This window comes from Pseudomonas serboccidentalis (assembly GCF_028830055.1).
Classification (GTDB): Bacteria; Pseudomonadota; Gammaproteobacteria; order Pseudomonadales; family Pseudomonadaceae; genus Aquipseudomonas; species Aquipseudomonas serboccidentalis.
The window spans coordinates 259723-283810 of the sequence record NZ_CP101655.1; the positions used below are offsets into that span (position 1 = coordinate 259723).

The window sequence follows — 24088 nt, forward strand, 5'->3', positions numbered from 1 at the left end:
CAAGGCGTTATTTGATGTGCCTTCCGCCGTTGACGGTCAGGGTCGTACCGGTGACATAAGGGTTGTCGAGCAGATAGCGCAGGCTCTGATAGATCACTTCGCTGCCGGGCTCGATGCCCAGCGCGGATTTGGCCAGGGCCTTGGCACGGTACGCCGCGTCGTCGTCGGGATTGAACAATAGCAGGGCTGGCGCGATGCCGTTGACCTTGATCGCCGGCGCATAACGCGCGGCGAACGACAGGGTCAGGTTGTCGAGCCCGGCCTTGCTGGCGCAATAACCGATGTGCTTGCTGCTGCCCTTGCGGGTGACGTCGTCGCTGATGTGGATGATGTCCGCAGGCGTCGATCTCTGAAGCAGGTCGGCGCAGTGCAGGTTGATCAGATACGGCGCAAGCATGTGCACGTTGACCATGCGCATAAAGGCTTCGGCTTCGTTGTTCGGTGTTTCCGCCAGCCATTCGGAGGCGTTGTGGATGATCGCGCGCAGGCGCTCCGTGTGGGTTTTCAGTTCAGCGATAAAGGCGAGAATCCCTGCCTCGCTGGAAAAGTCCGCGAATACCCCGACAGCACCCAGATCACGTAGTGTCTGCACGCCCGGACGTTCAGTACGGTAGGTGAAGATGACGCTGTGGCCGTCTTCGAGCAAACGCCGCGCGCAGTGCAGACCGACACGCTGGCCGGCACCGGTGATGAGGATCGGGGCGGAGGAAGTGGTCATGAATGGCTCGCGTCGCGGTTGGAGCAAAAACTATAACAGCGACGCTGCCGAAAAGATCGCAGCCTTCGGCAGCTCCTACAGAGGCGCATTCACCCTATAGAAGCTGTCGAGTGCGACGAGGCTGCGATCTTTTAGCGATTTTGTGCAGAAGGTGTCACCGGTAAAGGACGCGTCGGCGTGCTGTTCAACCAACCCGCCAGCAACCGCGTCGACAACGGAATGAAGAAGTACACCATCAACGGTGTCAGGCACGCCGTGCTGATCAATACCCGCGGCAACAGGCTCATCTCGGCGAGCAACGGCCCGAGGACAAAGTTGAACAGCAGCGACACCGGGAAGAACGCCAGCCAGATCGCCACGGCCTGTTTCCAGCGTGGGGGGCGCTGGCCTGCCGCGCCGAACCAGCCTTCGATGCCACTGACCCGATGTTCTTTGGGATGCGCGAACAGATCGCTGCCCCGCGACAGCCATGCGGTGCGTGAGGCCGAGTGCTCCCAGGCGTGCAGGGTCTGCTCGTCGACGAAGCGGAAAATGATCTGGAATTCGTTGTCACCGGGCGGCGGTGCGAGTACGCCGGAACCCAGGTAACCGGGGAAGTCAGTGGCCAGTTGTTCGCCTTCGCGCAGCCAGGCAATCAGCTCCTGATAGCGGCCATCGGCGACACGACGTGCCACCATCAGCGTGACGGGGGAAGTAGACATTTTGTATCTCCGTATTTCCAAGTGCGTCGCTCCGGGTAGGAGTTTCGCCATACGCAGGCTGGGGGTAGGGGCCTGCGCTTTTCAACAAGCAAGGATTATTCCTGATTTTGATGACAGTTTCAGAGACTTTCGTTCCTGTTCATGGGTTGAACCGATAGAGGACATCGGATGTAGAATGGGATCCAAATCTGATGAGCGGACACACCTGCATAATGGTTGTTATCACGGACGTTAGCCCTGCTTCGCAGGCATCTGCCGCGCTCGAACGCGAAGAGCTGTTCCCCATTCGTGAAGTGTCACGGCTGACCGGGGTGAACCCGGTCACGCTGCGAGCATGGGAGCGCCGCTACGGTTTGATTGAGCCGGTACGCACCGAAAGTGGGCATCGACTGTACTCGATGACCGATATTGAGCGTGTGCGCAGCATTGTCGAGTGGATCGACCGTGGGGTAGCGGTCAGCAAGGTTGGCAAGATTCTCGCCAAGACCGAACCGCTGAAGGCGCTGTCGCAGATCATTTCCGATGACCAGGTGAAGGCGGACTATCAACAGTGGCAGGACCAGGTGCAGCGTGCGGTCAGCGCTTTCGACGATCTGGAACTGGATCGGGTCTACTCGCAGATCTTTGCATCCTACCCATTGCCGGTGGTGTTCCAGGACATTCTGTTGCCGCTGTGGCGACGCCTGCTTCAGCATCGCGAAGCGTTCGGGCAAACCAGTGAATGGCTGTTTCTCGATGGCTTTTTGCGCACCCGGGTGTTGGGGCGGATCCTCGTGTTACGCAAGCCGCAGCCGCGCAAAATCATCGTCAGCGCCCTGGCAGGGCATTGCCGTGAACTGGAATTGCTGGTGGCGGCGCTGTTTCTCAGCGGTGGAGAAACCGGGGTGCGGGTGTTGACGACGGAGCAGCCGTTCGACGAGTTGACCCTGGTCTGCGAAAAGATCAAACCTCAGGCATTGGTGCTGTTTTCCAATCATGCGCCGACAGCGGAGTTGCCGCGACGCCTGAATCGGCTGGCGCTGAGTCTCGATTGTCCGTTGTTGTTGGCCGGGGATGCGGCGGATCTGGCGCAAGACGCCCTGGCCGGTTCGCCGATCGGCTGCCTGGGCAACGAAGGCGCCACGATGCTGCAGCGCCTGACGCAATTTCTCGCGGGTAAACTCGATACCTGAAACTCAGGTGTGCAGGGCGGGGTGAGTCAGGCGATGTTGTTGCAGGATGAACTGGCGCAGACGCTCGGTTTCATCGGCATCGGTCTGGCTCAGCGCGTAGGCGAAGAAACCGTGCTCGGTTTCCCGCTCGAAATTGCCACGCAGGGAAATCCGCTCATAACCTGAAGGGCTGAACCACAGGGCGAAATGCTTGGGTGGCTTGGTCTTGTTGCGCATTTCCAGCAGCACGCCTTTGTGCGACACCTCGTGCACCCACATCATGCCCGGTTGGCCCTTGGCATTTTCCAGCGCCACTGGCTCTTCGAGGGTCAGTCGCCAAGGGCGAACCATCGGCCCGTCTTCGTAAATGCTCGGCACGCCCAGACGCAGGTGCAAGGCGTGGAATTCGTCTTCCACCAGATGCAGCGGGAAGGTCATTTGCTGATTTTCGAAGTTGGCCTGAATGGTCACTTGTTCATGAGCGGCCAGGCGCGTGAGCAGGTCACGGATCTGCGAACCGCCATTGACCAGCAGGCTCGACGTTGCATCCCGCACATTGAGCTGCGGGTTGTGCTGCATGGTCTGGATGAAATCCAGCTCATCCTGGGTCAAGAGGGCGTCGCGTTGCATGGCCTGGCTCGAAAGTAATAGTTACAAAGTCATTGGTGATTGTAGTTACTGACAGTTAGTTCGCAGTTTTGTTTTCGCCGTTCGTCGCTTTCAAGGCGGAGAGTTCGGCTTGCAGCGCAGCCACCTGCGCTTCCAGTTGCGCGACGCGTTGTTGCGCCTTGACCTGAACCGTGACGTCTTTCTGCACACCGACGAAATAGGTCTGGCCGTCGTCGGCATTTTTCACCGTCGACAGCGACAGTTCGTTCCAGAACGGCGTGCCGTCCTTGCGGTAGTTGCGCAGGATTTCCCGGCACGAGCCGCCATCGCGCAAGGTGTCGCGGATCAGCGTCAGGCTGGCCTGATCACGGTCTCCGGACTGCAGAAAGCGGCAGTCCTGATAAAGAATCTCTTCGCTGGTGTAACCGGTCAGGCGCTCGAAGGCCGGGTTTACGTAAATCAGGATGTTGTCCTGTTCACCTTCCTTCTCGGCTACCACGATTCCGTCATTCGACGCGTTGATCACCATTTGCAGCAGGCTGGCATTGATCATCAATGAATCCGTTCAGTGTTGATGTTGGCTGGCATTCTAGAAGTTCCAACGCCGCTGTCTACCGGCCACCACCGCTAATTGAGCGCGGATCGCGGCTTTTGTGTCGGGCTGCTACTATCCCGGCTCATTTTTTTCAGCTTCAGGATCAGATTGATGAAAGTCGCCATCCTCTCCGGCTCGGTTTATGGCACGGCCGAAGAAGTCGCCCGTCATGCGCAAGACCTGCTGAAAGACGCCGGTTTTGAAACCTTCTACAACCCACGCGCCAGCCTGGCGGACATCCAGGCGTTCGGCCCTGAAGCGTTGCTCGCCGTGACTTCGACCACCGGCATGGGCGAGCTGCCGGACAACTTGCAGCCGTTGTACTCAAGCATTCGCGATCAACTGCCCATGGCCTGGCGTGGCCTGCCGGGTGCGGTGATCGGTCTGGGCGATGCCAGTTATGGCGATACGTTCTGCGGTGGCGGCGAGCTGATGCGTGAGTTGTTCGCCGAGCTCGGCGTGCGTGAGGTGCAGGAGATGCTGCGTCTGGACGCCAGCGAAAGCGTGACGCCGGAAACCGACGCCGAGCCTTGGCTGGCGCAATTGATCAGCGACCTCAAGGGCTGATCGCGCGCTCGCGCAGCAATGCCAGCCAGGCCTGGGCGGCTTTCGACAGATAGGCGCCCTGACGCCAGATGAAGGCGATGTCCCAGCGCAAGTAGTCTGGCGCGCGCAAGGTCAGGCGCACCACGCCCGGGCGCTCCAGTGCCCGGGCGACCACGCTGGGCAGCAACACCACGCCTTGCCCGGCGGCCACCAGGGCGACGAGAAAATCCGCCTGCCCGCTGCGCCCGCCTTCCTTGGGGGTGAAACCCATCTGCTGGCAGGCCTGCAGCAGGCGATCATTGAGCACGAAGCTGCGCTGATACAGCAGGAATGGCGTCTCGGCCAATTCCTCCAGGCCAATCTCGCCGCGTGCCGCCAGCGGATGATCCACCGGCAGCAGCACATCGAGTTTCTCATCGCAGAACGGCTGAAAGTCGAACTGCGGGTCTTTCGGCAGCAAGCTGCCGCCCAACTCCAGTTCGCCACTCAGCACCGCTTGCTCGACGTTGCGACTGCCGCCTTCAAGCAGTTGAATGCTGATGTTCGGATAGCGCCGCCGGTACTCGGCAAACAGCCCGGCGAACAGCGCGTCGCTGCCCAGCAACGGCAAGCCGAGGCGCAACTCCCCGCGCGCCAGATGACTCAGATCGTCCAGCTCCCTGAGCAGCTCATTGCGCAGGCGCAACATGCCTTCGGCCCGTTGCAGCACCACGCTGCCGGCAGCGGTCAGGCGCAGTTGTGAACCCAGCCGTTCAAGCAGCGGCGTGCCCAGGCTCTGTTCGAGTTGCGCGACTTGTTTGCTCACCGCCGACTGGCTGATGTGCAGGGTTTTCGCCGCTTGGGTAAAGCCGCCCTGATGCATGACTTCGACAAAACTGCGCAGCTGTTTGAATTCCATCTACCTGATTCCATTTTGGAATGGCTTCGAGTCTAACAATTCGCTTCGGGGATGACAGTCGGCTTCGTAAAATAAGCCCCTGTCAGGAGCAAAAATCATGAAACCCGCCCCACTCAAGCATCTTTCCCGTCTGTTGGCCGAACTGGCCGTGTTACTCGGCCTCTACCTGCTCGGCTGCCGGATCGCCGCATGGCTGGCCTGGCCGATTCCCGGTGGCGTAATCGGCATGGCCCTGTTGCTGCTGGCGTTCGCCTTCGGCTGGGTCAAACCGGCCGCGCTGCAGTTGGGCGCTGGGCTGTTGATGGCCGAGATGCTGCTGTTCTTTATTCCGGCGTTGATGAGCCTGCTCGATTACGGCGCGCTGCTGCGCAATGACGGCTGGCGGATCCTGCTGGTGATCGGCGTCAGCACCCTGATGGTGATGCTGGTGACCGCGTTCACCGTGGAGTTGGCTGTGCGAATGAGGCGTTCCCATGAAGTTTGAACTGATGCCGATGTTCTGGCTTGCCTTCACCTTGCTGGCGTACCTGTTCAGCCGCTGGATCTATCGGCGCACCGGGCGTTATTTGCTGTCGCCACTGATTCTGGTGCCGGCGCTGTTGCTGGCCCTCGCGGTGCCACTGCACACGGCGTATGCCGAATACGCCAGCAACACCCACTGGTTGATGCTGGTGCTCGGCCCGGTCACGGTCGCTTTCGCCGTGCCGATCTGGCAGCAGCGGCGTCTGTTGATGCAGCATTGGTCGGCGCTGCTGCTGGGCATGCTGGCCGGCAGCACCGCTTCCATCGCCACCTCGTTCGGATTGGCAAAGGCGTTGGCGCTGGACAGTTCGGTGACGATGTCGTTGGTGCCGCGTTCGATCACCACGCCGTTCGCCATGCCGCTGGCGCAGGATCTTGGCGGCGTGCCGGAATTGACCGCGGTGTTCGTGATGTTTACCGGGGTCTTTGGCGCGATGCTCGGCGGGGTATTGCTCAAGTGGTTACCGCTGCGCAGTGCCTTGGCGCGCGGTGCGTTGTTCGGGGTCGGCGCGCACGGTGCCGGCGTCAGTCGGGCCCATGAAGTGGGCGGTGAGGAAGGCTCGGTGGCGGGGCTGGTGATGGTCCTGACCGGGCTGCTCAATCTGTTCGCCGCGCCTTTGTTGGCGTCGTTGCTTTGACATGGATCCAAGGAGATTGCATTGCTGACCCGCTCAGTCATCAAGCTGGCTGCCAATGCAACTACGTGAGTTCCGGGGGCTGACTAGACTGCTCACACGTGCCAGACAACAAGAACAGAGGTGCATACAGTGAGCGTAGCCCCGGTCCAGTCGTCCCTTAATGTCAAAGATCAGGTCAGTGCTGCGGAGTGGCAGACCCGGGTCGATCTCGCCGCCTGTTATCGTCTGGTCGCGCTGCATGGCTGGGACGACCTGATCTTCACCCACATTTCCGCCAAGGTTCCGGGCACCGAAGACTTCCTGATCAACCCGTTCGGCTTGATGTTCCATGAGATCACCGCGTCGAGCCTGGTCAAAGTCGATCAGGCCGGCAACAAGCTCATGGACAGCCCCTACGAGATCAATCCCGCCGGTTACACCATCCACAGCGCCGTGCACGAAGTGCGGCACGATGTGGTCTGTGTGCTGCACACCCACACCGCCTCCGGTGTCGCGGTGTCGGCGCAAAAACAAGGGGTGTTGCCGATCAGTCAGCAATCGCTGTTCGTGCTGTCGAGTCTGGCCTATCACGCCTATGAAGGCGTGGCGCTGAACCACGAAGAAAAGGCCCGCTTGCAGGCCGATCTGGGCGACAACAATTTCCTGATGCTGCACAACCACGGGTTACTGACCTGTGGCGGCACCATCGCCGACACGTTTCTGATGATGTTCACCTTCCAGCGCGCCTGCGACATTCAGGTCATGGCGCAAACCGGCGGCGCGGAACTGATCGCCATCGAACCGCAGATTCTGGCGGGCGCCAAAGCGATGATCGCCGGCGTGACCAAAAGCGCTCAAGGCATGGGCGGCGCGCTGGCCTGGCCGGCGTTGCTGCGCAAACTCGATAAACAAGACCCCGGATATAAACTCTAATGCCTCTTGCCGAGATTCCTCTGTGTGTCTGGCGCAAGCGCAGCCGGACGTTTGTCTTTCGCGGCCAGTCGATCCGTTACTGGACGGCGGGGCAGGGTGAGCCGCTGCTGCTGATCCACGGTTTTCCGACCGCCAGTTGGGACTGGCACTACCTGTGGCAGCCATTGACCCAACGTTATCGGGTGATCGCCTGCGACATGCTCGGTTTCGGTGATTCGGCCAAACCGTTGAATCACAGTTACAGCCTGCTGGAGCAGGCCGACCTGCAACAGGCGCTGTTGGCGCATCTTCAGGTCGAGCAACCGCTGCATATTCTGGCCCACGATTACGGCGACAGCGTTGCCCAGGAACTGCTCGCCCGGCATTACGAAAACCGGATCGCGGTCGCCAGTTGCGTATTCCTCAATGGCGGGCTGTTCCCGGAAACCCATCGCCCGGTGCTGATGCAAAAACTGCTGCTCAGCCCGCTGGGCTGGATGATTGGCCGGGCCTTCACCCGTGATGGCCTGGTGAAAAGTTTCCGGCAGATCTTCGGCCCGCAGACCGGCCCTACTGAAAGCGAACTGGATGATTTCTGGAGCCTGATCGAGACCCATCGCGGTCCACGTATCATGCACAAACTGATCGGCTATATCCCCGAGCGCCGGGTGCAGCGCGACCGCTGGGTGGCGGCCATGCAGCGCGATGAGATCCCGCTGCGGGTGATCGATGGCGAAGTCGATCCGATCTCCGGGGCGCACATGGTCGAGCGTTACCGGCAGTTGATTGCCGACGCCGACACCGTGTTGTTGCCGGGCATTGGCCACTATCCACAGATCGAAGCGCCGGTGCAGGTGCTCAAGCATTACCTGGCGTTTCGAGATCACCTGGCGTTGCCGCCGCGCAAAGTGGCGTGCTCCTGAAAGATCAGAAGATCGCAGCCTGCGGCAGCTCCTGCAGAAGATCGGTGTAGGAGCTGCCGCAGGCTGCGATCTTTTGATTTTTTGGTTCATCATCCCCCAGCCTTATCGCGCACTATTCAGCCTCAGCCGTATTCGTTGTGACCGAAAGCCCCGTGCCTGACACTCGGGGTCACTGTCCCTCGGCCTGCTGGAGTTCCTGCGATGAATGAGTCCGTACGTTTCGAAGATAAAGTCGTGATCGTCACCGGTGCCGGCGGTGGCCTGGGCCGTGCGCACGCTTTGCTGTTCGCCCGGCACGGCGCCAAAGTGCTGGTCAACGACCTCGGCGGCTCGACCCAGGGCGAAGGCGCCAACGCCTCCGCCGCCGATCGCGTGGTGGCGGAAATTCGCGAAGCCGGTGGCATTGCCGAGGCCAACCACGACTCGGTCACCGACGGCGACAAACTGGTGCAGAACGCCCTCGATGCCTTTGGCCGTATCGACGTGGTGGTGAACAACGCCGGGATCCTGCGCGACAAGACGTTTCACAAAATGGACGACGCCGACTGGGATCTGGTCTATCGCGTCCATGTCGAAGGCGCCTACAAAGTCACCCGCGCCGCGTGGCCGCACCTGCGCGAGCAAAACTACGGCCGGGTGATCTTCACCGCCTCGACCTCGGGCATCTATGGCAACTTCGGCCAGTCCAACTACGGCATGGCCAAACTCGGCCTCTATGGCCTGACCCGCACCTTGGCTATTGAAGGGCGCAAGAACAACATCCTGGTCAACGCCATCGCGCCTACCGGTGGCACGCGCATGACCGAGGGCCTGATTCCACCGCAAGTGTTCGAACAGCTCAAACCGGAACTGGTCAGCCCGCTGGTGGTGTACCTGGCCAGTGAACAATGCGAGGAAACATCCGGTTTGTTCGAGGTCGGCGGCGGCTGGATGGGCAAGGTGCGCTGGGAGCGCAGCCTCGGCGCCGGGTTCGATCCGCGCAGCGGGTTCTCCCCGGAAGACGTGGCGGCGCACTGGCAGCAGATTTGCAATTTCGAAGGCGCGGCGCATCCGAAGGACAATATCGAGGCGCTGAAAGAGATGATGGCAAATTTGCAGAAGTATTCGCTTTAACTACTTAAGCCACCCGATCAATGGAAGTGATGGTCGGGTGTTTTTTTCTGTTTTAGTCGTAACGTTTTTCTGTCATGAATGCCGGCGGTGTCCAATTAGGACCCTTGATTGTTTTTCCATTTTCATCGTAAGACAAGACGCCGTCTCTGAATAACGAGTTGTATGTGTCTACAAAGACACCATGGGAAATAGTGTCCTTGCGATAGCGTACATACATTTGATCGATGCGCATGGGGTGAAAACATAGCGCGAAGAGTGAAATGACTTCCGCAATCGGTTCGTTTTTTATGATTTTCTCGACAGTGCTCATTGGCCGAAACTCCTCATTGAGTGTTCATTGCGTTGATTGCCTCTTCGTTGTAGAGCAGAGTCAATTCGCTGCCGAGTTTGTAGTCCTCTAGTGTCGCGGTGTGCGCATTGTTCCATATCGGAGACTCATCAGAGGGGGATGTAGTATCGCTATAGCCAAAATTTCTGTATCGCTCAAGCTCTCTCAATTCGTGAGTGTAGTAGCGCAGATCAGTGTCAGTATGATTCAAATCCCCGTTCCAAATTCTCTCTAATCTTTGAATCATGACGTCGTTAGCATCTGATTGGTTGAACCTCGCTACGTGTAGTTTCACCGAAATGACTCCAGCGTTTGTGATGACCGCTGTGCGCCAGTCCAGATCAAGTATTGGTCCACCAGACTGCTCTGGATTGTAAATCCGACCGCTGTATTTCCCTTTGACGTAACCTCCCGCGTACGGACTGCTGAACACCATTGTCATTCGAAGTACGCGGGCCTGGCCGCATATGGTCAGGTGCAACGCCTTTTATTTCCAGCGCAGTATCGATTTGAAGATAACCAGGCCTGTCGGGCAGCCTCGGTGGATTTTGCATATTCATATCCTTTTGAATGTGCGTGATGACGTTATTGGTTTGTGCAAGAGCTCACTGCTGCAGGCGATGCGATCCTTGTCGCCGGGCAATGCTTGAGTCGTTTCAAGTTGCAACAAGCCTGAGTTCAAAAGTCTGAGAACTCCGTGAGTTATTGCTTGTAGTGTTGAGTGAACTTTCGAGGGTTTGTAAAAGGACGGGGTTGCGTACTGCTATGCAATAAGAAGTTTCCGATGGATTTTTCGGAGGTTTCTTGTAGGACTGGATGCCTGTTTTTCATCAGGCATAAAAAAGGCCGCTGCAAACGCAGCGGCCAAGGTAAGACGTTGGATCAAGGAGCTACAAATCAACGTCAGTGAACACCGGGGCGATCAATCGAAGAATCGATTGATCTGAAATCGGTCAGCCTGGGTGCGAGTTGCTCACCGGCCAAGGCTTCGTGCTGTACGGCGTGTGCCGTGAAAGCCCGCTCAGAATAAGGTCTCGAGCCCAAAGGAAAAATAGCAATTCCGGATATGCACTGTTACGGGGCATGTAACAGTCTGATCGCACCACGGCACCCTGCACGGCCTGGGCAGCGTATTCGCAGCCAAAAACATGTCGCTTCGCTCTATATTTCGGATAATTGAATTTGTTGCTCTCGGTAATGATAGAGCACGTATTTTTATTTTTGAAGTTGTCATCATAGATGTGTGGTTTTGTGTTTTTGTTAATGGCTTGTAATCTATATTTATTGAAATGAACTGGTTCTTCTTGTTTTCGGAAAATGAATCTATCTTTCGCTTTCCCGGTGACGCGGTATGTCGCAATCACTGAATATGAAAGATAGGATCTCAAGATGGATAAGTTGTACAAAAGTTTGATGCGCGGCTCTGAAGGTGAGGAAGTTACCTGGAGAGCGGAGTGGGAGAAGGCTAACGCCGTGCAGAGTCGAGTGTTCGCAATTGTGGATGCGATCCCGACAGTTCGGCAAATCGCTCGACAGGCACTGCGGCAAGAGTTGCAACGTCGAAATAAGGCCATTGATATCGATAATGTTTACATCAATATCACGGACCGGTCGTATGAGCTTGAAACGCGTCCCTCGGGCAAGCTTTCTGATGTCTTGCTCCATTGTCTTGATAACAATGTATTGCCGAACTATCTGAGTGGCGGCGGAGATGGAGTGTTTTACCTGCCCGATACCGTTAGCGATCAGATGAGAGTCGAAGGGTTCAGTATTATTGACGCCGAGGGATCCATTACCTATGCGTTACGGAACCTGGAAAGCAGCCTGCGTTCGGAAATACGTAAATATTGGGCAGCCCCTGAAAAATCCGCGGTCGCTGAAGAATCACTGCAGACGAATAAAGAGGCATTTCAGCAAGCCTATCTTGATGTACTTGCCGCAGAGCTTTCTTTAAAAGCCATGGCCGGTGTAATGGACCATGGCATGGCGGCACGCTTTAGCTACTTGTTGGGTCTGGAGAGTGGAGCGGGTGCTTACAAAATAGAGTTCAGCCCTGAACCCGACTATCGATCTTCGCTGGGGCCGGGGTTTGTGCTTGATAATGTGATGCGAACGGATTCGGAAATGAAGTTGATCAACGAGTCCACGGGCTATGTCATGCATGCGCCAGGCCATGGCTTCGAGTATTTCAACAGCAATTTTGAATTGCGCGATAAGTTGCTGGCGCGTGTGTCAGCGTCTGGTAGCGAATTTGCTTTTCCGAAAACAACGCAGAATGTTGCGGCCTATTGTGTTGAGACTTATCTGAAAGGACAACTCGACACAGTTACAAACCTTATGCGTGATCGGCAGGAACAGACTCAAGCGTTCAGCCTGATATTGCAGGACAATCAAGTGTTGACGGTGATGCGTGATGACATCGGTCGTCGCTTTAATCAGTTACAGGCAGAACTCAAACGTACGGAATGGCCACTCTGGTTGAAGAGTGGCGGTGAAAGTATTCAGCAGCGTTACGTCGAACTTGAGTATTCGATGGAGAAATACCACGCCAGCTACCAAGTGGTTTTCGACAAGAGTTTCTCGTTCAAAGACTATGTCTTGCGGTGTTTTTCCGAGTGGGCAATGAGTGCATTCGGTGAGCAACTGAATGCCGAGACGATAGAGGTACGAAGCCTCCATAAAATGCAACTGGGTGGGCGCACCATCGAGCAGATCGATAGCCGGACCCTGATGGAGTTCCTCATTTTTGGCCTGCATGAGGAGAGCTACAAAGCCGAACTCAGTATCGAGGGGTTGCCGCTCGGTAGCGGATTTTCCGCAGCAGCACTTGAGAGATGGTTGAGCAACATCAACTTGCGCTCGCAGTTTGTATCCAGTCTCCCCACTGATCCATCGCCGGAGTTTGCACAGGCCTACCGCGACCATATGCGTAGCAAGATGGCGTTCGCGCTTTTCATTGCCCGTCATTCTGGGGTCTACAGTGATGCCGATGCAAAAGTGATTGAAGCGGCGTTGGCTGGTGACCTGTCGGTGTCTATACGTGGAATAAAACTGAGCCTGAAGTTTCCAGGGCCACCGTTGAAAGATGTGATGGTGTTTCTTGCACGGGAAAGTACGACGTATCTGGTTTACCTGAGAACGCCTGAAGGTAAATTTGCTTTCATGAAGTTTGCGGATTTATTCGTGCTGAACGACTGGTTTGAGTCGGCCATGACCGCTGACCGTGAATACGCGGCGTCATTGATTCATCCGGACTATTTGAACGATGCCGGAACGTTGCAAGGTGTCAGCCGTGACTCAACCTATTACCTGTACAGGCTGGATACCCAATACCCTGAACTTTTCCCAAATGGCGCAGTACCGTTGCTCAATGACGTCAATATCGCTTATCAGAGTGAACTTGCGTTACACAAGGCTATCGCGCCTGCGCCTTACCGGTACTTGGGGATCGAGGCACGCAAACGCTATGCTCGATTGAACACCGAGCTCAAGGCGCTCTCCACCATTGAGGCGCGGGACAATGCTTTCCCTTCTTACGAACGCTTTACTTACGATGCGGTAAAACAGAACCTTGAAAGCCTGCTGTATACACGAGGACAAAGTGTCGAAGTCAATCCCGATCAGATTATTGTCCAGACTGACGACTTTCAGAAAAGTGTCACGGATCTGCTCATCGAAGGCCTTTCGTTTGAAGCTGCCAATCCTGCATATCCGAGCAAATATGACCCCAGGTATTTTTTGACGGGTGGCCATCCCGCGATCGATCAACTGGATATTCGCGATCTTTCCTCGTTATCGAAAACATTCCGCCCTGGCGACAGATATAGGGCAATGCTCGGAAATGACTATCTGGACAGGGAGCATCCCGACTACGCATTCAAACGCGCCGTCCACGCCAAGAAAGTTCGCTGTCAGATGCACTACGATATCCTCGCCAACTATGTCGATGGCAGGTTTGGGTCTGAGGTATTTTCTGCTCTACAACGTGTTGTCGGAAGCTTGAAAGAAGATGTCTATCACTACCCGGTCATTAATTCCATCGAGGAAGGTGATGAAGGATTATACGAATTCAATATCTATAAACTGGGTCTCACAAAAGACCACGACCGCACTGTTGCAGGTGTCTATATCCTTCGGTTGGACATCGCCAGCCAGTTCCAAAACTGGTTATATACGCCGGATGCGCCGGATGGTGTAGCTTATCGACCAATCAGCGATTTCATTCCCTCCATTCGTTACCGATTTGGCCCTATGCGGGATTATTACTTTGATCGGGTTGCGCTGATCGATCGAGAAGTGATCAATAATTATTTTGATGACCTTGTCGCGACCGTGGATACCCGGCCTCCGATCAAGACGCAGCAACGCGCCAGGCTGCACAATCTCTTCAAGTTCCACGATCGGAGAGTCGAACGTGTGCAGAGTGATATCGCAGAGCGAACCACCAGTTTGAAGGAGATTATTGCGGGGCTGATTTACGATGGCTTGATCAAGGTAGCGAGTGTCATCAGTCTCGTTGTGCCACCCATTGGCACCGTGGTCGTCGCGGTTCAGATGATGAAAAGTATTTACGACGGAGCACAGGCGCAAAGACGAGGTGACTACTCGGCGGCCCTGGGACATGGCGCGCAAGCGTTGATTGGTCTGTTTACGCTCGGCCAGGCAGCCAAAGCCGGCGAGAGTGTAGAGGTGATCAAGAAGTTGACTAACGTTCAGCGAACGTTTCTCAGCTTGGTCGATGACGCTCGGTCAGCGGCGCAATTCGTCGCTGAGGCGGCGGGTCACAAAACGGCAGATCAGCAGTTGATCGATTTCTTCACTGAGTTGCTGAAGGATCAAGCGTCAAGCATCAGCAAAACGATAGTGCGCTGAACCCAGGCTGGCGCGTGGAGATCGCAGGAATCAATGGGCTTTCTCGTACCCCATGCGCCAACTCACGGCCTGCGCGGCTGCCAGCAATCGCTGCGCCGCCGGGCCGTTCTCGTCGGCGTGGAACAGCGAGGTCGGACCGACGATGGTCAGCACGGCGACGATCTGCCCGACCGCGTTGAACACCGGCGCCGACAGCGCGTCCACGCCCGGCATCAACAGACCGTGCACATGATGCAGGCCGCGCTCGCGGATTTGTTCACACAGGCTGGCATAGGTTTTTTCATCGGCCAGCGGATGATCGGCGACGGCGATTTCCAGCTCGCGCAGTTCATCGGTTTCCCGATGCGGCAGATAGGCGCTGAACACCAACCCGGTCGACGAGCTGAGCAGCGGCAATACCGACCCCAGTTGCGTGACCACCGTCACCGCACGCACCGCCGGCTCGATGTGCACCACGGTCGCACCCTGATTGCCCCACACCGCCAGAAAGCAGGTTTCATTCAATTCGTCGCGCAACTCGGCCAAGGGCAGGGCGGCGACTTTGAGCACGTCCATACTGTTGAGGGCGGCAAGGCCTACGCGCAGTGCTTCACGTCCGAGGCCGTAATGGTTGGTGGCGGCGTTCTGTTCGGCGAACCCGCTGGCGATCAGTGCCTGAAGGTAACGGTGCACCTTGCTCGCCGGCATTTGTACATGTTCGGCCAGACGCGACAGGGACGTGGAGGGCGACAATTCGGCCAAGGCCTTGAGGATGTCGGTGCCGACCTCGGCGGAGCGGACTTTCTGTTTGCCGTTGCTGTCGCTGGTTTTTTCCATGGTGCGGTCGGGATCCGAAAACGAATGGGCGTCTTTATAGCTTGACGCTGGATAGTGAGCAAATTACGTTATGCGTAATCGAATTACGATAATAACAACCCCGGCGTGCCGAAACCTCTGAGCCAGAGCGATGGGCCACTGCCGACTCCCTGTTCAGGAGGCTCCATGAACCTCGATTCAAACGCGTCGGAGCTGGCGTACCAGTCCGGTTTCGGCAACGAGTTCAGCAGTGAAGCGTTGCCCGGCGCATTGCCCATCGGCCAGAACTCCCCGCAAAAAGCCCCGTACGGCCTCTATACCGAATTGCTCTCCGGCACCGCATTCACCATGACCCGCAGTGAAGCGCGGCGCACCTGGATGTACCGGATTCAGCCGTCAGCCAATCACCCGGCGTTCGTCAAACTGGAGCGGCAACTGGCCGGCGGCCCGTTGGGTGAAGTGACCCCCAATCGCCTGCGCTGGAATCCGTTGGAGATCCCCGTCGAGCCGACCGATTTCATCGACGGCCTGATCGGCATGGTGGCCAACTCGGCGGCGGAAAAGCCTGCCGGGATCAGCATCTACAACTATTGCGCGAATCGCTCGATGGAGCGGGTGTTCTACAACGCCGACGGCGAACTGCTGCTGGTGCCGCAACTGGGGCGGCTGCGCATTGCCACCGAACTCGGTGTGCTGGAGGTGGCGCCGCTGGAGATCGCCGTGCTGCCGCGCGGACTGAAATTCCGTGTCGAACTGCTTGATCCGCAGGCTCGCGGTTACGTTGCCGAGAACCATGGCGCGCCGCTGCGCCTGCCGGATCTGGGGCCGATCGGCAGCAATGGTCTGGCCAATCCGCGGGATTTCCTGGCCCCGGTCGCCGCCTACGAAAACCTGCAGCGGCCGACGACGCTGGTGCAGAAATTCCTCGGCCAGTTGTGGGGCACTGAGCTCGATCATTCGCCGCTGAACGTAGTCGCCTGGCACGGCAACAACGTGCCGTACAAATACGACCTGCGCCGCTTCAACACCATCGGCACGGTGAGTTTCGATCATCCCGATCCATCGATCTTCACCGTACTGACCTCGCCGACCAGCGTGCATGGGCTGGCCAACCTCGACTTCGTGATCTTCCCGCCACGCTGGATGGTCGCCGAGAACACCTTCCGTCCGCCGTGGTTCCACCGCAACCTGATGAACGAGTTCATGGGCCTGATCCAGGGCGAGTACGACGCCAAGGCTGAAGGCTTCGTGCCCGGCGGTGCCTCGTTGCACAGCTGCATGAGCGCCCACGGCCCGGACGGCGAGACCTGCACCAAAGCGATCAACGCTGACCTTGCGCCGGCGAAGATCGACAACACCATGGCCTTCATGTTCGAGACCAGTCAGGTGCTGCGCCCAAGCCGCTTCGCTCTCGACTGCCCGCAACTGCAATCCCATTACGACGCCTGCTGGGCCACGCTGCCCGCCACGTTCGACCCGACCCGGAGATAACCCATGACTCAGACTTCCATTACCCGCAGTTGGGTTGCTTCGGCCAACGGCCACGCGGATTTCCCGTTGCAGAACCTGCCGCTGGGCGTGTTCAGCCTCAACGGCTCGGCGCCGCGTGCCGGCGTTGCGATCGGTGAACACATTTTCGATCTGCAGGTGGCGCTCGAAGCCGGGCTGTTCGACGGTGTCGCTCGCAGTGCAGTCGAGGCCATGCACGGTGGGCTGTTGAACGCCTTCTTCGACCTCGGGCGTGAGGCTCGCGTCGCGTTGCGCACTCGCCTGCTGGAGTTGTTCAGCGAGGGCAGCAGCCATCGTGGAGCCATCGAAGCTCAAGGCGCAAAACTGCTGCCATTGGCCGCCGATTGCCAGATGCACCTGCCGGCGCGCATCAGCGATTACACCGATTTCTATGTGGGCATCGAGCACGCACAGAACGTCGGCAAACTGTTCCGTCCGGACAATCCACTGCTGCCGAACTACAAGCACGTGCCGATCGGTTACCACGGTCGCGCCTCCACGGTGCGCGCCTCCGGCACCGATGTGCGCCGCCCGAAAGGCCAGACCCTGCCGGCCGGTGCGAGCGAGCCGACGTTCGGCCCGTGCGCACGTCTGGACTACGAGCTGGAGCTGGGTATCTGGATCGGTCCGGGCAACGAAATGGGCGAGCCGATCGCCATCGGCGACGCCGCCGAGCACATCGCCGGTTTCTGCCTGCTCAACGACTGGTCGGCCCGGGATATCCAGGCCTGGGAATACCAGCCGCTGGGCCCGTTCCTGTCCAAGAGTTTTATCACCAGTGTTTCGCCATGGGTGGTGACCGCCGAAGCGCTGGAGCCGTTCCGCACCGCGCAACCGGCGCGTCCGCAAGGTGATCCGCAACCGCTGCCATACCTGTTCGACAAACGCGATCAGGACGGTGGTGCTTTCGACATCGAGCTGGAAGTGCTGCTGCTCACCGAAACCATGCGCGAGCAGAAGCTGCCGGCCCATCGCCTGACCCTGAGCAATACCCGCTACATGTACTGGACTGTCGCGCAAATGGTCGCGCATCACAGCGTCAACGGTTGCCAGTTGCAGGCCGGTGATCTGTTCGGTTCGGGCACCTTGTCCGGCCCGCAAAGCGGTCAGTTCGGCAGCCTGCTGGAAATCACTGAGGGCGGCAAAAAGCCGATCGAACTGGCCTCCGGCGAAGTGCGCAAATTCCTAGAGGACGGCGACGAAGTCATCCTGCGCGCGCGTTGCGCTCGTGACGGTTTTGCCTCGATCGGTTTCGGCGAGTGCCGCGGCAAAGTGCTGGCGGCGCGCTGACAGGAGCGGATCATGGATCTCTACACCTACTACCGCTCCACTTCGTCGTACCGGGTGCGTATCGCGCTGGCGCTGAAGGGCCTCGACTATCAGGCGCTGCCGGTCAACCTGATCGCGCCGTCCGGTGGCGAGCATCGGCAAGCGGCGTATCTGGCGATCAACCCGCAAGGTCGGGTGCCGGCCTTGCGTACCGATGAGGGCGAGTTGCTGATTCAGTCGCCGGCGATCATCGAGTACCTGGAAGAACGTTATCCACAGCAGCCCCTGCTGCCGGAAGACCTCGCTGCCCGCGCTCATGTGCGCGGTGTGGCGGCGGTGATCGGCTGCGATGTGCATCCGCTGCATAACGTCAGCGTGCTCAATCGACTGCGCCAGTTGGGGCACGAAGAGCCGCAGGTGGTGGAGTGGATTGCGCACTGGATCGGTCAAGGGCTGGCGACCGTCGAGCAGTTGATCGGCGACAGCGGTTTCTGTTTCGGCGAGTGGCCGTGCGTAGCGGACGTGTACCTGATCCCGCAGTTGTACGCGGCCGAGCGTTTTAATGTGTCGCTAGAGGCTTATCCACGGATTCGTCGGGTGGCGGCGCTGGCGGATGAACATCCGGCGTTCATCAAGGCGCATCCGGCTAATCAACCTGATACCCCGTAAAGCTTCACACTGTCCCAATGCAGGAGTGAGCCTGCTCGCGATAGCGGTTTAACCGTCGCATCCAGGTTGGATGTGAGGACGCCATCGCGAGCAGGCTCACTCCTGCAAGGGATCAGCGCCGTACACAAAAATCATAAAAACAAAAACAGGTACCTTGCGATGCACAACCAGATTGCCAGCTTCCGTGCGGCACTCGACGCCCGTCCCGTGTCCCGCTATCAGTGGTTGCTCTTGATCCTGCTTGCCTTGTTGCTGGTCACCGACGGTTATGACGCCCAGGTGCTGGGTTATGTGGTGCCGGCCCTGGCGCAGGACTGGGGGCTGGAGAAAGCCGCGTTCGGGCCTGTTTTCAGCGCCAATCTGTTGGGCCTCACGCTCGGTTCGCTCGCGGTGACGCCACTGGCCGACCGCTTCGGCGTGCGGCGGATTCTGCTCGCCTGCGTGCTGATCTACGCCAGCCTCACCGTGCTGATGGTGTTTGCCAATTCGCTGAACACTCTGATGATCGCGCGCTTTATCTGCGGGATCGGCATGGGCGGGGCGATGCCCAGTGCCATGGCCTTGATGTCGGAATACTCGCCCCCGCGTCTGCGCACCTTGATGGTGACGCTGGCGGCCTGTGGTTTTTCCTTCGGTGGTGCGGCGGGCGGTTTTGTCGCCGCGGGGTTCATCGATCGCTTCGGCTGGCAAGCGGTGTTTCTCGCCGGTGGCGTCACACCGCTGCTGCTGTTTCCGTTCCTCTGGTGGAGGCTGCCGGAATCGTTGCCGCGTCTGCTGCGCGACGCACCGCCCTATGCGCGCCTGCGCAAAGTCACCGCGCGAATGCTGCCGGACTGGCAACCGCCGACCGCCTCGGTCGAGCAGAACGAGCGTGAGCAGGGCAGCAAACTGACGGTGGTCGAGTTATTCCGCAACGGCTATGCGCGACCAACCCTGCTGATCTGGGCAACGTTTTTTGTCAGCCTGATTCTGTTGTATTTCATGATCAGCTGGCTGCCGACGCTGTTGCTCGAAAGCGGCCTGACACTCAATGAAGCGAACCTGGTGACCTCGATGTTCCTGTTCGCCGGCACCTTGGGCGCTGTGTGCATGGCGTGGTTCGCCGACCGCTTGAAACGCAAGGTACGCCTGCTCTGCGCGGTATTGGCCGGGGCTGCGCTGTGTACGATTCTGCTGGGTTTGAATCACGACAATCCGCGTTATCTGGTGGCCTGCGTGTTTGCGGCCGGCTTCTGCATCATCGGTGGACAACTGACGCTGAACGCCTTCGCCAGTAACTTCTACCCGGCCCATGTGCGCGCCACGGGTACTGGCTGGGCACTGGGGGTAGGGCGATTCGGTTCGATACTCGGGCCGCTGTTGGGCAGCATGCTGCTGGCGATGCACATTCCGGTGGCGCAGATTTTCTTCTTCTGTGCGATTCCGGCGGTCATCGCGGCGCTGTTGATCATCCAGGTGCGCGCACCTTCCGATTTTGTCCCGGTAGTTGGAAGTGGTGGGGCTGTCAAAACCTGAAGAGCAAAAGATTGCAGCCTTCGGCAGCGCCTACATTGAAATACATTCCCCTGTAGGCGCTGCCGAAGGCTGCGATCTTTTGCTTTTTAATGAACAACGGAATTCGGAGGGAGGTGCCCGAGGCGTTCGGTCAGGCGCAACCGCTGAATCGGATCGTCACTGAGCAGCAAGGCATGTTCCAGATCGAAGCGCTCGGCGTTCGGGCAGTCCAGGCGTTGGTACAGGCTGGCGCGGGCCAGATAGTCGGCGGCGCTGGCGCTGCCCAGTTCCAGCACGCGTTCGGCATCGATCAGCGCGGCGATGTAATCCTCGTGCGCCAGATGCAGCTGTCGCATGTTGCGTGACAGGCGCTGAAGCATCTGCAGCGGGGTGGCGGTGGCCAGATGATCGGCGTTGAGCTTTAGGTGCGCACCGTACTGGCGCTGCAACAACTCACGGCAATCGTTTGGGTACAGACGGCGCCCGCCACAGGGATCGAGCAAATGGTCGGCGCCGGGTACTCGCAGCAAAAAGTGCCCGGGGAAGTTCACCCCGACCAAGGGGATCTCCAGGCCGCGCGCCAATTCCAGCGCAATCAGTGCCAGAGCCAATGGCTGGCCGCGCCGGGTCTGCAGCACTTTATGCACCAGAGCGGCCTGTGGGCGCAGTGGCAGAAAGTCGTCTTGAGCGAATCCCAGATCATTCATCCGCCGCAACAACGGCTGCGCCAGTTCGCTGACCGGCAGCATGGGCAAGCCGTAGCTGACGCGCTGTTGCAGGTCTTTGAACTCCTCCTGCAAGGCCTGAGGGTCCAAAGTCTTTTCGTGCTCGGCGGCCATCCACAGCGCAGCTTCGAACAGCGCGGGCGGTGAACGGTGCAGACACTCGAAAAAACGTTGGCGCGGGCTCATCTGAATCTCCGGGGAATGCCTCGTTTTAGCCCCGTCCGTGTCATTCGTCCAGTGCTGACCCTGGCCGGTTTCTGGTTATGCCGCAAAGTCACCGTCGACGTGGGCGCTTATTCCGGTGCGCTTCAGCAATTTTTGGGCGCAAGCCTATACTGGCGTCTACCAGAAGTGATTCGGGAGCCTGCCGATGTTCGCTCTCATGCAAAGCACTCGCCTGGAATCGCTGCACCTCAGCGTTGACCCGATCACCGGGTTGAAGGCGGTCATTGCCATTCATAACAGTCGCCTCGGGCCTGCCCTGGGCGGGTGTCGTTATCTTGCCTATCCCAACGATGAATCTGCGGTCGAGGATGCCATTCGCCTGGCACAGGGCATGAGCTACAAGGCAGCGCTGGCCGGACTTGCCCAGGGCGGCGGGGTTGCGGTGATCGTGCGCCCGGCGCATGTGGAAAATCGCGCGGCGTTGTTCGAAGCGTTTGGTCGCTGCATCGAGCAACTCGACGGCCGCTACATCACCGCCATCGACAGCGGCACCTCGGTGGCGGACATGGATTGCATCGCCCAGCAGACCCAACACGTCACCAGCACCACCTCGGCCGGCGACCCGGCACCGCATGCGGCGATGGGCGTGTTCACCGGGATTCGTGCCACGGCCATGGCGCGGTTGGGCAGTGACAATCTCGAAGGTCTGCGTGTGGCGATTCAGGGCTTGGGCAACGTGGGTTACGCCCTGGCCGAGCAACTGCATGCGGCGGGGGCTGAACTGCTGGTCAGCGACATCGATCACGGCAAGGTGCAACTGGCGATGGAGCAGCTCAACGCGCATCCGATCGCCAACGATGCGTTGCTCAGCACGCCTTGCGACATTCTTGCCCCGTGCGGCCTCGGCGGGGTTCTCAATAGTCATACGGTGACGCAACTGCGCTGCTCGGCGGTGGCAGGTTCGGCGAATAATCAACTGACGCATCTGGACGTGGCCGATCAACTGGAGCGGCGCGGCATCCTCTATGCGCCGGATTACGTGATCAATGCCGGTGGCCTGATCTACGTTTCACTCAAACATCGCGGCGAAGAGCTGGGGACGATCACCGCGCACCTGTCGAAGATTTCTTCGCGACTGACCGAAGTGTTCGCCCATGCGCAGGCCGAAAAACGCTCGCCGGCGCGGGTGGCAGATGAGTTGGCGGAGAAGGTTTTGTATCGCTGAAAAGCAAAAGATCGCAGCCTTCGGCAGCTCCTACATTTGGAATGCGTATTCCCTGTAGGAGCTGCCGAAGGCTGCGATCTTTTGATCAGGCGATGATTACTTGGCAGCTTTCGCCGCTTTTGCCGGTTTGGCCGGTGCTTCAGCCGTCTCTGCGGCATCAGCCACTTCAGCCACTGGCTCGGCCGGTGCGTTGATCAGCTCCGACAGCGCATCAGGCTGGCTCTTGAAGGCTTTGGCGAATACATCGCGATTCTTCGCCATGTAGATCCCGACCTCTTCAACCTGCTGCTCGTTCAGCGACGGAACGGCTTTTTGCAACACTTCGGACAGCATCTCGGCCAGTTCGAGCATTTTGTCATGACGGTCAGCTTCGGCTTTATCCATGAACAAGCGCTCCAGATCTCGGCTGCTGCGGTATACCACTTCGACGGCCATTCACCACCTCACATGCCTTCACATTTTAGTTGTCTTAGCGACTACTGTATTTATATACAGCGAAAGGATAAGCGAATCCCTGCGCTTTGGGTAGTGGCTTTTTAATGTAGACCGGATTCAGGGTTTGTCAGGGGATGACCGCGTGGCGGCCATTCGCGAGCAAGCTCGCGCCCACAGGGTTCGGTGCAGGCCGGCATGTGCGACCAAACGCCACGGCGCGGGTTTTGCCCCGGCTCGCCATGATGGCGTGGCCTCTTTTCTGCATGAAACGTCAAGACGTGCAGAAAACCGTCACGTCCAACACGCATCATCCGCCCGAGTCGGGCTAAGGAACATCATCGTGAAAATAAACTGGGCCGAGAAACTGCGGCAAAACGTGCATCAACTGGCCGAGTCCCTGGGCAACCTGTTCGTCGAGACCTTCCACTATCTGGCGCTGTTCGCCATTGGTGCGGTGACCGCGTGGGCAGCGGTGATGGAATTTCTCGGCATGCTCGAAGAGGGCCACATCAAGATCGATGACATTCTGTTGCTGTTCATCTATCTGGAACTGGGGGCGATGGTCGGGATTTATTTCAAGACCAACCACATGCCGGTGCGCTTCCTGATCTACGTGGCGATCACTGCGCTGACGCGCCTGTTGATCTCCAACGTCTCGCACCACAACCCGCCGGACATGGGCATCATCTACCTGTGCGGCGGGATTCTGCTGCTGGCATTCTCGATCCTGGTGGTGCGTTACGCCTCGTCGCAGTTTCCCTCAGTGAAGATCGAGAAGCCGCAACGCAAACTCGGCGCCGGTTCCGGTGAACACCCCGAGATCGAGAAAGGCGAACTCTAAAGGCCAGCCGACGGTCGAGACCGGCCGTCGATTTGCTGCGGTGGCGGGGGCAGTCCGCTGCCGCTGGTCATCGCTTCAAGGATCGCCATGGCGCTGTGGCCCTGTTCGATGGCGATGCCGAATTGAATGCTTTGCACCAGCCGCCTCAAGCGTTGTGGATCATTGCGTTGTTCGCTGCTGATCATGCGTTTGGCCACGATGCGGCCGCTGTTGGACAGGGTCAGCATGATGCTGCCGTCCAGCCCCTGAATGCTCAGGTTGATCTGATAGTCCGGCGCGAAGGCATCGGTAATGATCTGAAAAGGATTGTCCATGATGCGTCACCGCCTGATTGAACGTGCAGTTGTTGACCGGCCGTGATCGGGTTGGTTCGCCATACCGGATCATCGGCCATTCCGTGGCCTGTGTTGCTTATGTAGGAGCTGCCGCAGGCTGCGATCTTTTGATCTTCAGCGT

24 protein-coding genes and 1 pseudogene are annotated in these 24088 nt (G+C 58.5%); 14 read left to right on the forward strand and 11 right to left on the reverse strand.

Features of this window, described 5'->3' with window-relative positions:
* Positions 1-7: 7 nt before the first annotated feature.
* The gene (gene folM / locus NN484_RS01080) at positions 8-718 is read right to left on the reverse strand and encodes a dihydromonapterin reductase (RefSeq protein WP_274658449.1); all 711 of its coding nucleotides are present in this window, start codon (positions 716-718) and stop codon (positions 8-10) included.
* 131 nt (positions 719-849) lie between these two features.
* Positions 850-1419 carry an antibiotic biosynthesis monooxygenase gene (locus NN484_RS01085; protein WP_274658450.1) on the reverse strand — a complete coding sequence of 190 codons (570 nt, stop codon included), beginning with the start codon at positions 1417-1419 and terminating at the stop codon, positions 850-852.
* A gap of 212 nt (positions 1420-1631) precedes the next feature.
* On the opposite strand from NN484_RS01085, the gene NN484_RS01090 reads away from it, so the two are divergent.
* Complete coding sequence (locus NN484_RS01090; RefSeq protein ID WP_274658451.1) at positions 1632-2591, forward strand: MerR family transcriptional regulator; 960 nt, start codon at positions 1632-1634, stop codon at positions 2589-2591.
* Positions 2592-2594: 3 nt separating this feature from the next.
* On the opposite strand, the gene NN484_RS01095 is transcribed toward NN484_RS01090, so the two are convergent.
* On the reverse strand, positions 2595-3200 hold the full coding sequence (locus NN484_RS01095) for a hypothetical protein (RefSeq protein ID WP_127651122.1): 606 nt from the start codon (positions 3198-3200) through the stop codon (positions 2595-2597).
* 55 nt (positions 3201-3255) lie between these two features.
* A complete protein-coding gene (locus NN484_RS01100) occupies positions 3256-3732 on the reverse strand; it encodes a PAS domain-containing protein (protein ID WP_215501806.1) in 477 nt (158 codons plus the stop codon).
* 153 nt (positions 3733-3885) lie between these two features.
* Here NN484_RS01100 and NN484_RS01105 point away from each other — a divergent pair, with 153 nt between their 5' ends.
* Positions 3886-4341: a flavodoxin gene (locus NN484_RS01105; protein ID WP_274658452.1), complete on the forward strand. Its 456-nt coding sequence runs from the start codon at positions 3886-3888 to the stop codon at positions 4339-4341.
* On the opposite strand, the gene NN484_RS01110 is transcribed toward NN484_RS01105, so the two are convergent.
* On the reverse strand, positions 4331-5218 hold the full coding sequence (locus NN484_RS01110) for a LysR family transcriptional regulator (RefSeq protein WP_127651119.1): 888 nt from the start codon (positions 5216-5218) through the stop codon (positions 4331-4333). The two genes, NN484_RS01105 and NN484_RS01110, sit on opposite strands and share 11 nt — an antisense overlap.
* 97 nt (positions 5219-5315) lie before the next feature.
* Between NN484_RS01110 and NN484_RS01115 the strand changes: the two genes are divergently transcribed.
* The 5 genes from NN484_RS01115 (at position 5316) to NN484_RS01135 (ending at position 9305) form a co-directional block, all read left to right on the forward strand.
* Complete coding sequence (locus NN484_RS01115; protein WP_127651118.1) at positions 5316-5702, forward strand: CidA/LrgA family protein; 387 nt, start codon at positions 5316-5318, stop codon at positions 5700-5702.
* Positions 5692-6378, forward strand: coding sequence for an LrgB family protein (locus tag NN484_RS01120; RefSeq protein ID WP_215501803.1), 687 nt, complete (start codon positions 5692-5694; stop codon positions 6376-6378). The genes NN484_RS01115 and NN484_RS01120 overlap by 11 nt, the downstream gene beginning before the upstream one ends.
* A gap of 129 nt (positions 6379-6507) precedes the next feature.
* Positions 6508-7290, forward strand: a complete 783-nt coding sequence (locus NN484_RS01125; protein WP_127651116.1) for a class II aldolase/adducin family protein — start codon at positions 6508-6510, stop codon at positions 7288-7290.
* Positions 7290-8192, forward strand: a complete 903-nt coding sequence (locus tag NN484_RS01130; protein ID WP_274658453.1) for an alpha/beta fold hydrolase — start codon at positions 7290-7292, stop codon at positions 8190-8192. Before NN484_RS01125 ends, NN484_RS01130 begins: the two co-directional genes overlap by 1 nt.
* A gap of 201 nt (positions 8193-8393) precedes the next feature.
* Entirely contained in the window at positions 8394-9305 is a 912-nt protein-coding gene (locus NN484_RS01135) for an SDR family oxidoreductase (protein WP_127651114.1), read from the forward strand.
* Between the two features lie 52 nt (positions 9306-9357).
* Here the strand turns inward: NN484_RS01135 and NN484_RS01140 are convergent, their stop codons facing one another.
* Entirely contained in the window at positions 9358-9615 is a 258-nt protein-coding gene (locus NN484_RS01140; RefSeq protein WP_215501799.1) for an immunity protein, read from the reverse strand.
* 13 nt (positions 9616-9628) lie between these two features.
* Entirely contained in the window at positions 9629-10075 is a 447-nt protein-coding gene (locus NN484_RS01145; protein ID WP_274658454.1) for a hypothetical protein, read from the reverse strand.
* Between the two features lie 947 nt (positions 10076-11022).
* On the opposite strand from NN484_RS01145, the gene NN484_RS01150 reads away from it, so the two are divergent.
* Entirely contained in the window at positions 11023-14505 is a 3483-nt protein-coding gene (locus NN484_RS01150) for a dermonecrotic toxin domain-containing protein (RefSeq protein WP_274658455.1), read from the forward strand.
* Between the two features lie 30 nt (positions 14506-14535).
* Here the strand turns inward: NN484_RS01150 and NN484_RS01155 are convergent, their stop codons facing one another.
* A complete protein-coding gene (locus tag NN484_RS01155; RefSeq protein WP_215501796.1) occupies positions 14536-15321 on the reverse strand; it encodes an IclR family transcriptional regulator in 786 nt (261 codons plus the stop codon).
* Between the two features lie 165 nt (positions 15322-15486).
* Here NN484_RS01155 and hmgA point away from each other — a divergent pair, with 165 nt between their 5' ends.
* From hmgA to NN484_RS01175, 4 genes are all read left to right on the forward strand, one after another.
* Positions 15487-16791 carry a homogentisate 1,2-dioxygenase gene (gene hmgA, locus NN484_RS01160; RefSeq protein WP_274658456.1) on the forward strand — a complete coding sequence of 435 codons (1305 nt, stop codon included), beginning with the start codon at positions 15487-15489 and terminating at the stop codon, positions 16789-16791.
* Between the two features lie 3 nt (positions 16792-16794).
* Complete coding sequence (gene fahA, locus NN484_RS01165) at positions 16795-18099, forward strand: fumarylacetoacetase (RefSeq protein ID WP_215501794.1); 1305 nt, start codon at positions 16795-16797, stop codon at positions 18097-18099.
* 12 nt (positions 18100-18111) lie between these two features.
* Positions 18112-18747, forward strand: a complete 636-nt coding sequence (gene maiA, locus NN484_RS01170) for a maleylacetoacetate isomerase (protein ID WP_127651109.1) — start codon at positions 18112-18114, stop codon at positions 18745-18747.
* Between the two features lie 159 nt (positions 18748-18906).
* Positions 18907-20262, forward strand: a complete 1356-nt coding sequence (locus NN484_RS01175) for an MFS transporter (RefSeq protein WP_215501792.1) — start codon at positions 18907-18909, stop codon at positions 20260-20262.
* 86 nt (positions 20263-20348) lie between these two features.
* Here the strand turns inward: NN484_RS01175 and NN484_RS01180 are convergent, their stop codons facing one another.
* Positions 20349-21152 carry a SirB1 family protein gene (locus NN484_RS01180; protein WP_274658457.1) on the reverse strand — a complete coding sequence of 268 codons (804 nt, stop codon included), beginning with the start codon at positions 21150-21152 and terminating at the stop codon, positions 20349-20351.
* 184 nt (positions 21153-21336) lie between these two features.
* On the opposite strand from NN484_RS01180, the gene NN484_RS01185 reads away from it, so the two are divergent.
* On the forward strand, positions 21337-22356 hold the full coding sequence (locus tag NN484_RS01185; RefSeq protein WP_127651106.1) for a Glu/Leu/Phe/Val dehydrogenase family protein: 1020 nt from the start codon (positions 21337-21339) through the stop codon (positions 22354-22356).
* A gap of 180 nt (positions 22357-22536) precedes the next feature.
* Here the strand turns inward: NN484_RS01185 and NN484_RS01190 are convergent.
* Positions 22537-22791, reverse strand: a pseudogene (locus NN484_RS01190) (YebG family protein); the annotation flags it as partial.
* A 340-nt stretch (positions 22792-23131) separates the two neighbouring features.
* Here NN484_RS01190 and NN484_RS01195 point away from each other — a divergent pair.
* The gene (locus NN484_RS01195; RefSeq protein ID WP_003221775.1) at positions 23132-23632 is read left to right on the forward strand and encodes a phosphate-starvation-inducible protein PsiE; all 501 of its coding nucleotides are present in this window, start codon (positions 23132-23134) and stop codon (positions 23630-23632) included.
* On the opposite strand, the gene NN484_RS01200 is transcribed toward NN484_RS01195, so the two are convergent.
* Entirely contained in the window at positions 23629-23946 is a 318-nt protein-coding gene (locus NN484_RS01200; RefSeq protein ID WP_127651104.1) for a DUF3509 domain-containing protein, read from the reverse strand. The two genes, NN484_RS01195 and NN484_RS01200, sit on opposite strands and share 4 nt — an antisense overlap.
* Positions 23947-24088 lie beyond the last annotated feature (142 nt).

Excerpts from the sequence above, each read along its gene's own strand:
- NN484_RS01095 (WP_127651122.1), bottom strand. The coding sequence starts at position 3,200 with ATGCAACGCGACGCCCTCTTGACCCAGGATGAGCTGGATTTCATCCAG.
- NN484_RS01130 (WP_274658453.1), top strand. The coding sequence starts at position 7,290 with ATGCCTCTTGCCGAGATTCCTCTGTGTGTCTGGCGCAAGCGCAGCCGG.
- NN484_RS01105 (WP_274658452.1), top strand. The coding sequence starts at position 3,886 with ATGAAAGTCGCCATCCTCTCCGGCTCGGTTTATGGCACGGCCGAAGAA.
- NN484_RS01150 (WP_274658455.1), top strand. The coding sequence starts at position 11,023 with ATGGATAAGTTGTACAAAAGTTTGATGCGCGGCTCTGAAGGTGAGGAA.
- NN484_RS01140 (WP_215501799.1), bottom strand. The coding sequence starts at position 9,615 with ATGAGCACTGTCGAGAAAATCATAAAAAACGAACCGATTGCGGAAGTC.
- NN484_RS01115 (WP_127651118.1), top strand. The coding sequence starts at position 5,316 with ATGAAACCCGCCCCACTCAAGCATCTTTCCCGTCTGTTGGCCGAACTG.
- fahA (WP_215501794.1), top strand. The coding sequence starts at position 16,795 with ATGACTCAGACTTCCATTACCCGCAGTTGGGTTGCTTCGGCCAACGGC.
- NN484_RS01120 (WP_215501803.1), top strand. The coding sequence starts at position 5,692 with ATGAAGTTTGAACTGATGCCGATGTTCTGGCTTGCCTTCACCTTGCTG.
- NN484_RS01100 (WP_215501806.1), bottom strand. The coding sequence starts at position 3,732 with ATGATCAATGCCAGCCTGCTGCAAATGGTGATCAACGCGTCGAATGAC.
- NN484_RS01135 (WP_127651114.1), top strand. The coding sequence starts at position 8,394 with ATGAATGAGTCCGTACGTTTCGAAGATAAAGTCGTGATCGTCACCGGT.
- NN484_RS01180 (WP_274658457.1), bottom strand. The coding sequence starts at position 21,152 with ATGAGCCCGCGCCAACGTTTTTTCGAGTGTCTGCACCGTTCACCGCCC.
- hmgA (WP_274658456.1), top strand. The coding sequence starts at position 15,487 with ATGAACCTCGATTCAAACGCGTCGGAGCTGGCGTACCAGTCCGGTTTC.
- NN484_RS01145 (WP_274658454.1), bottom strand. The coding sequence starts at position 10,075 with ATGACAATGGTGTTCAGCAGTCCGTACGCGGGAGGTTACGTCAAAGGG.
- NN484_RS01200 (WP_127651104.1), bottom strand. The coding sequence starts at position 23,946 with ATGGACAATCCTTTTCAGATCATTACCGATGCCTTCGCGCCGGACTAT.
- NN484_RS01085 (WP_274658450.1), bottom strand. The coding sequence starts at position 1,419 with ATGTCTACTTCCCCCGTCACGCTGATGGTGGCACGTCGTGTCGCCGAT.
- folM (WP_274658449.1), bottom strand. The coding sequence starts at position 718 with ATGACCACTTCCTCCGCCCCGATCCTCATCACCGGTGCCGGCCAGCGT.
- NN484_RS01090 (WP_274658451.1), top strand. The coding sequence starts at position 1,632 with ATGGTTGTTATCACGGACGTTAGCCCTGCTTCGCAGGCATCTGCCGCG.
- NN484_RS01155 (WP_215501796.1), bottom strand. The coding sequence starts at position 15,321 with ATGGAAAAAACCAGCGACAGCAACGGCAAACAGAAAGTCCGCTCCGCC.
- NN484_RS01175 (WP_215501792.1), top strand. The coding sequence starts at position 18,907 with ATGCACAACCAGATTGCCAGCTTCCGTGCGGCACTCGACGCCCGTCCC.
- NN484_RS01185 (WP_127651106.1), top strand. The coding sequence starts at position 21,337 with ATGTTCGCTCTCATGCAAAGCACTCGCCTGGAATCGCTGCACCTCAGC.
- maiA (WP_127651109.1), top strand. The coding sequence starts at position 18,112 with ATGGATCTCTACACCTACTACCGCTCCACTTCGTCGTACCGGGTGCGT.
- NN484_RS01110 (WP_127651119.1), bottom strand. The coding sequence starts at position 5,218 with ATGGAATTCAAACAGCTGCGCAGTTTTGTCGAAGTCATGCATCAGGGC.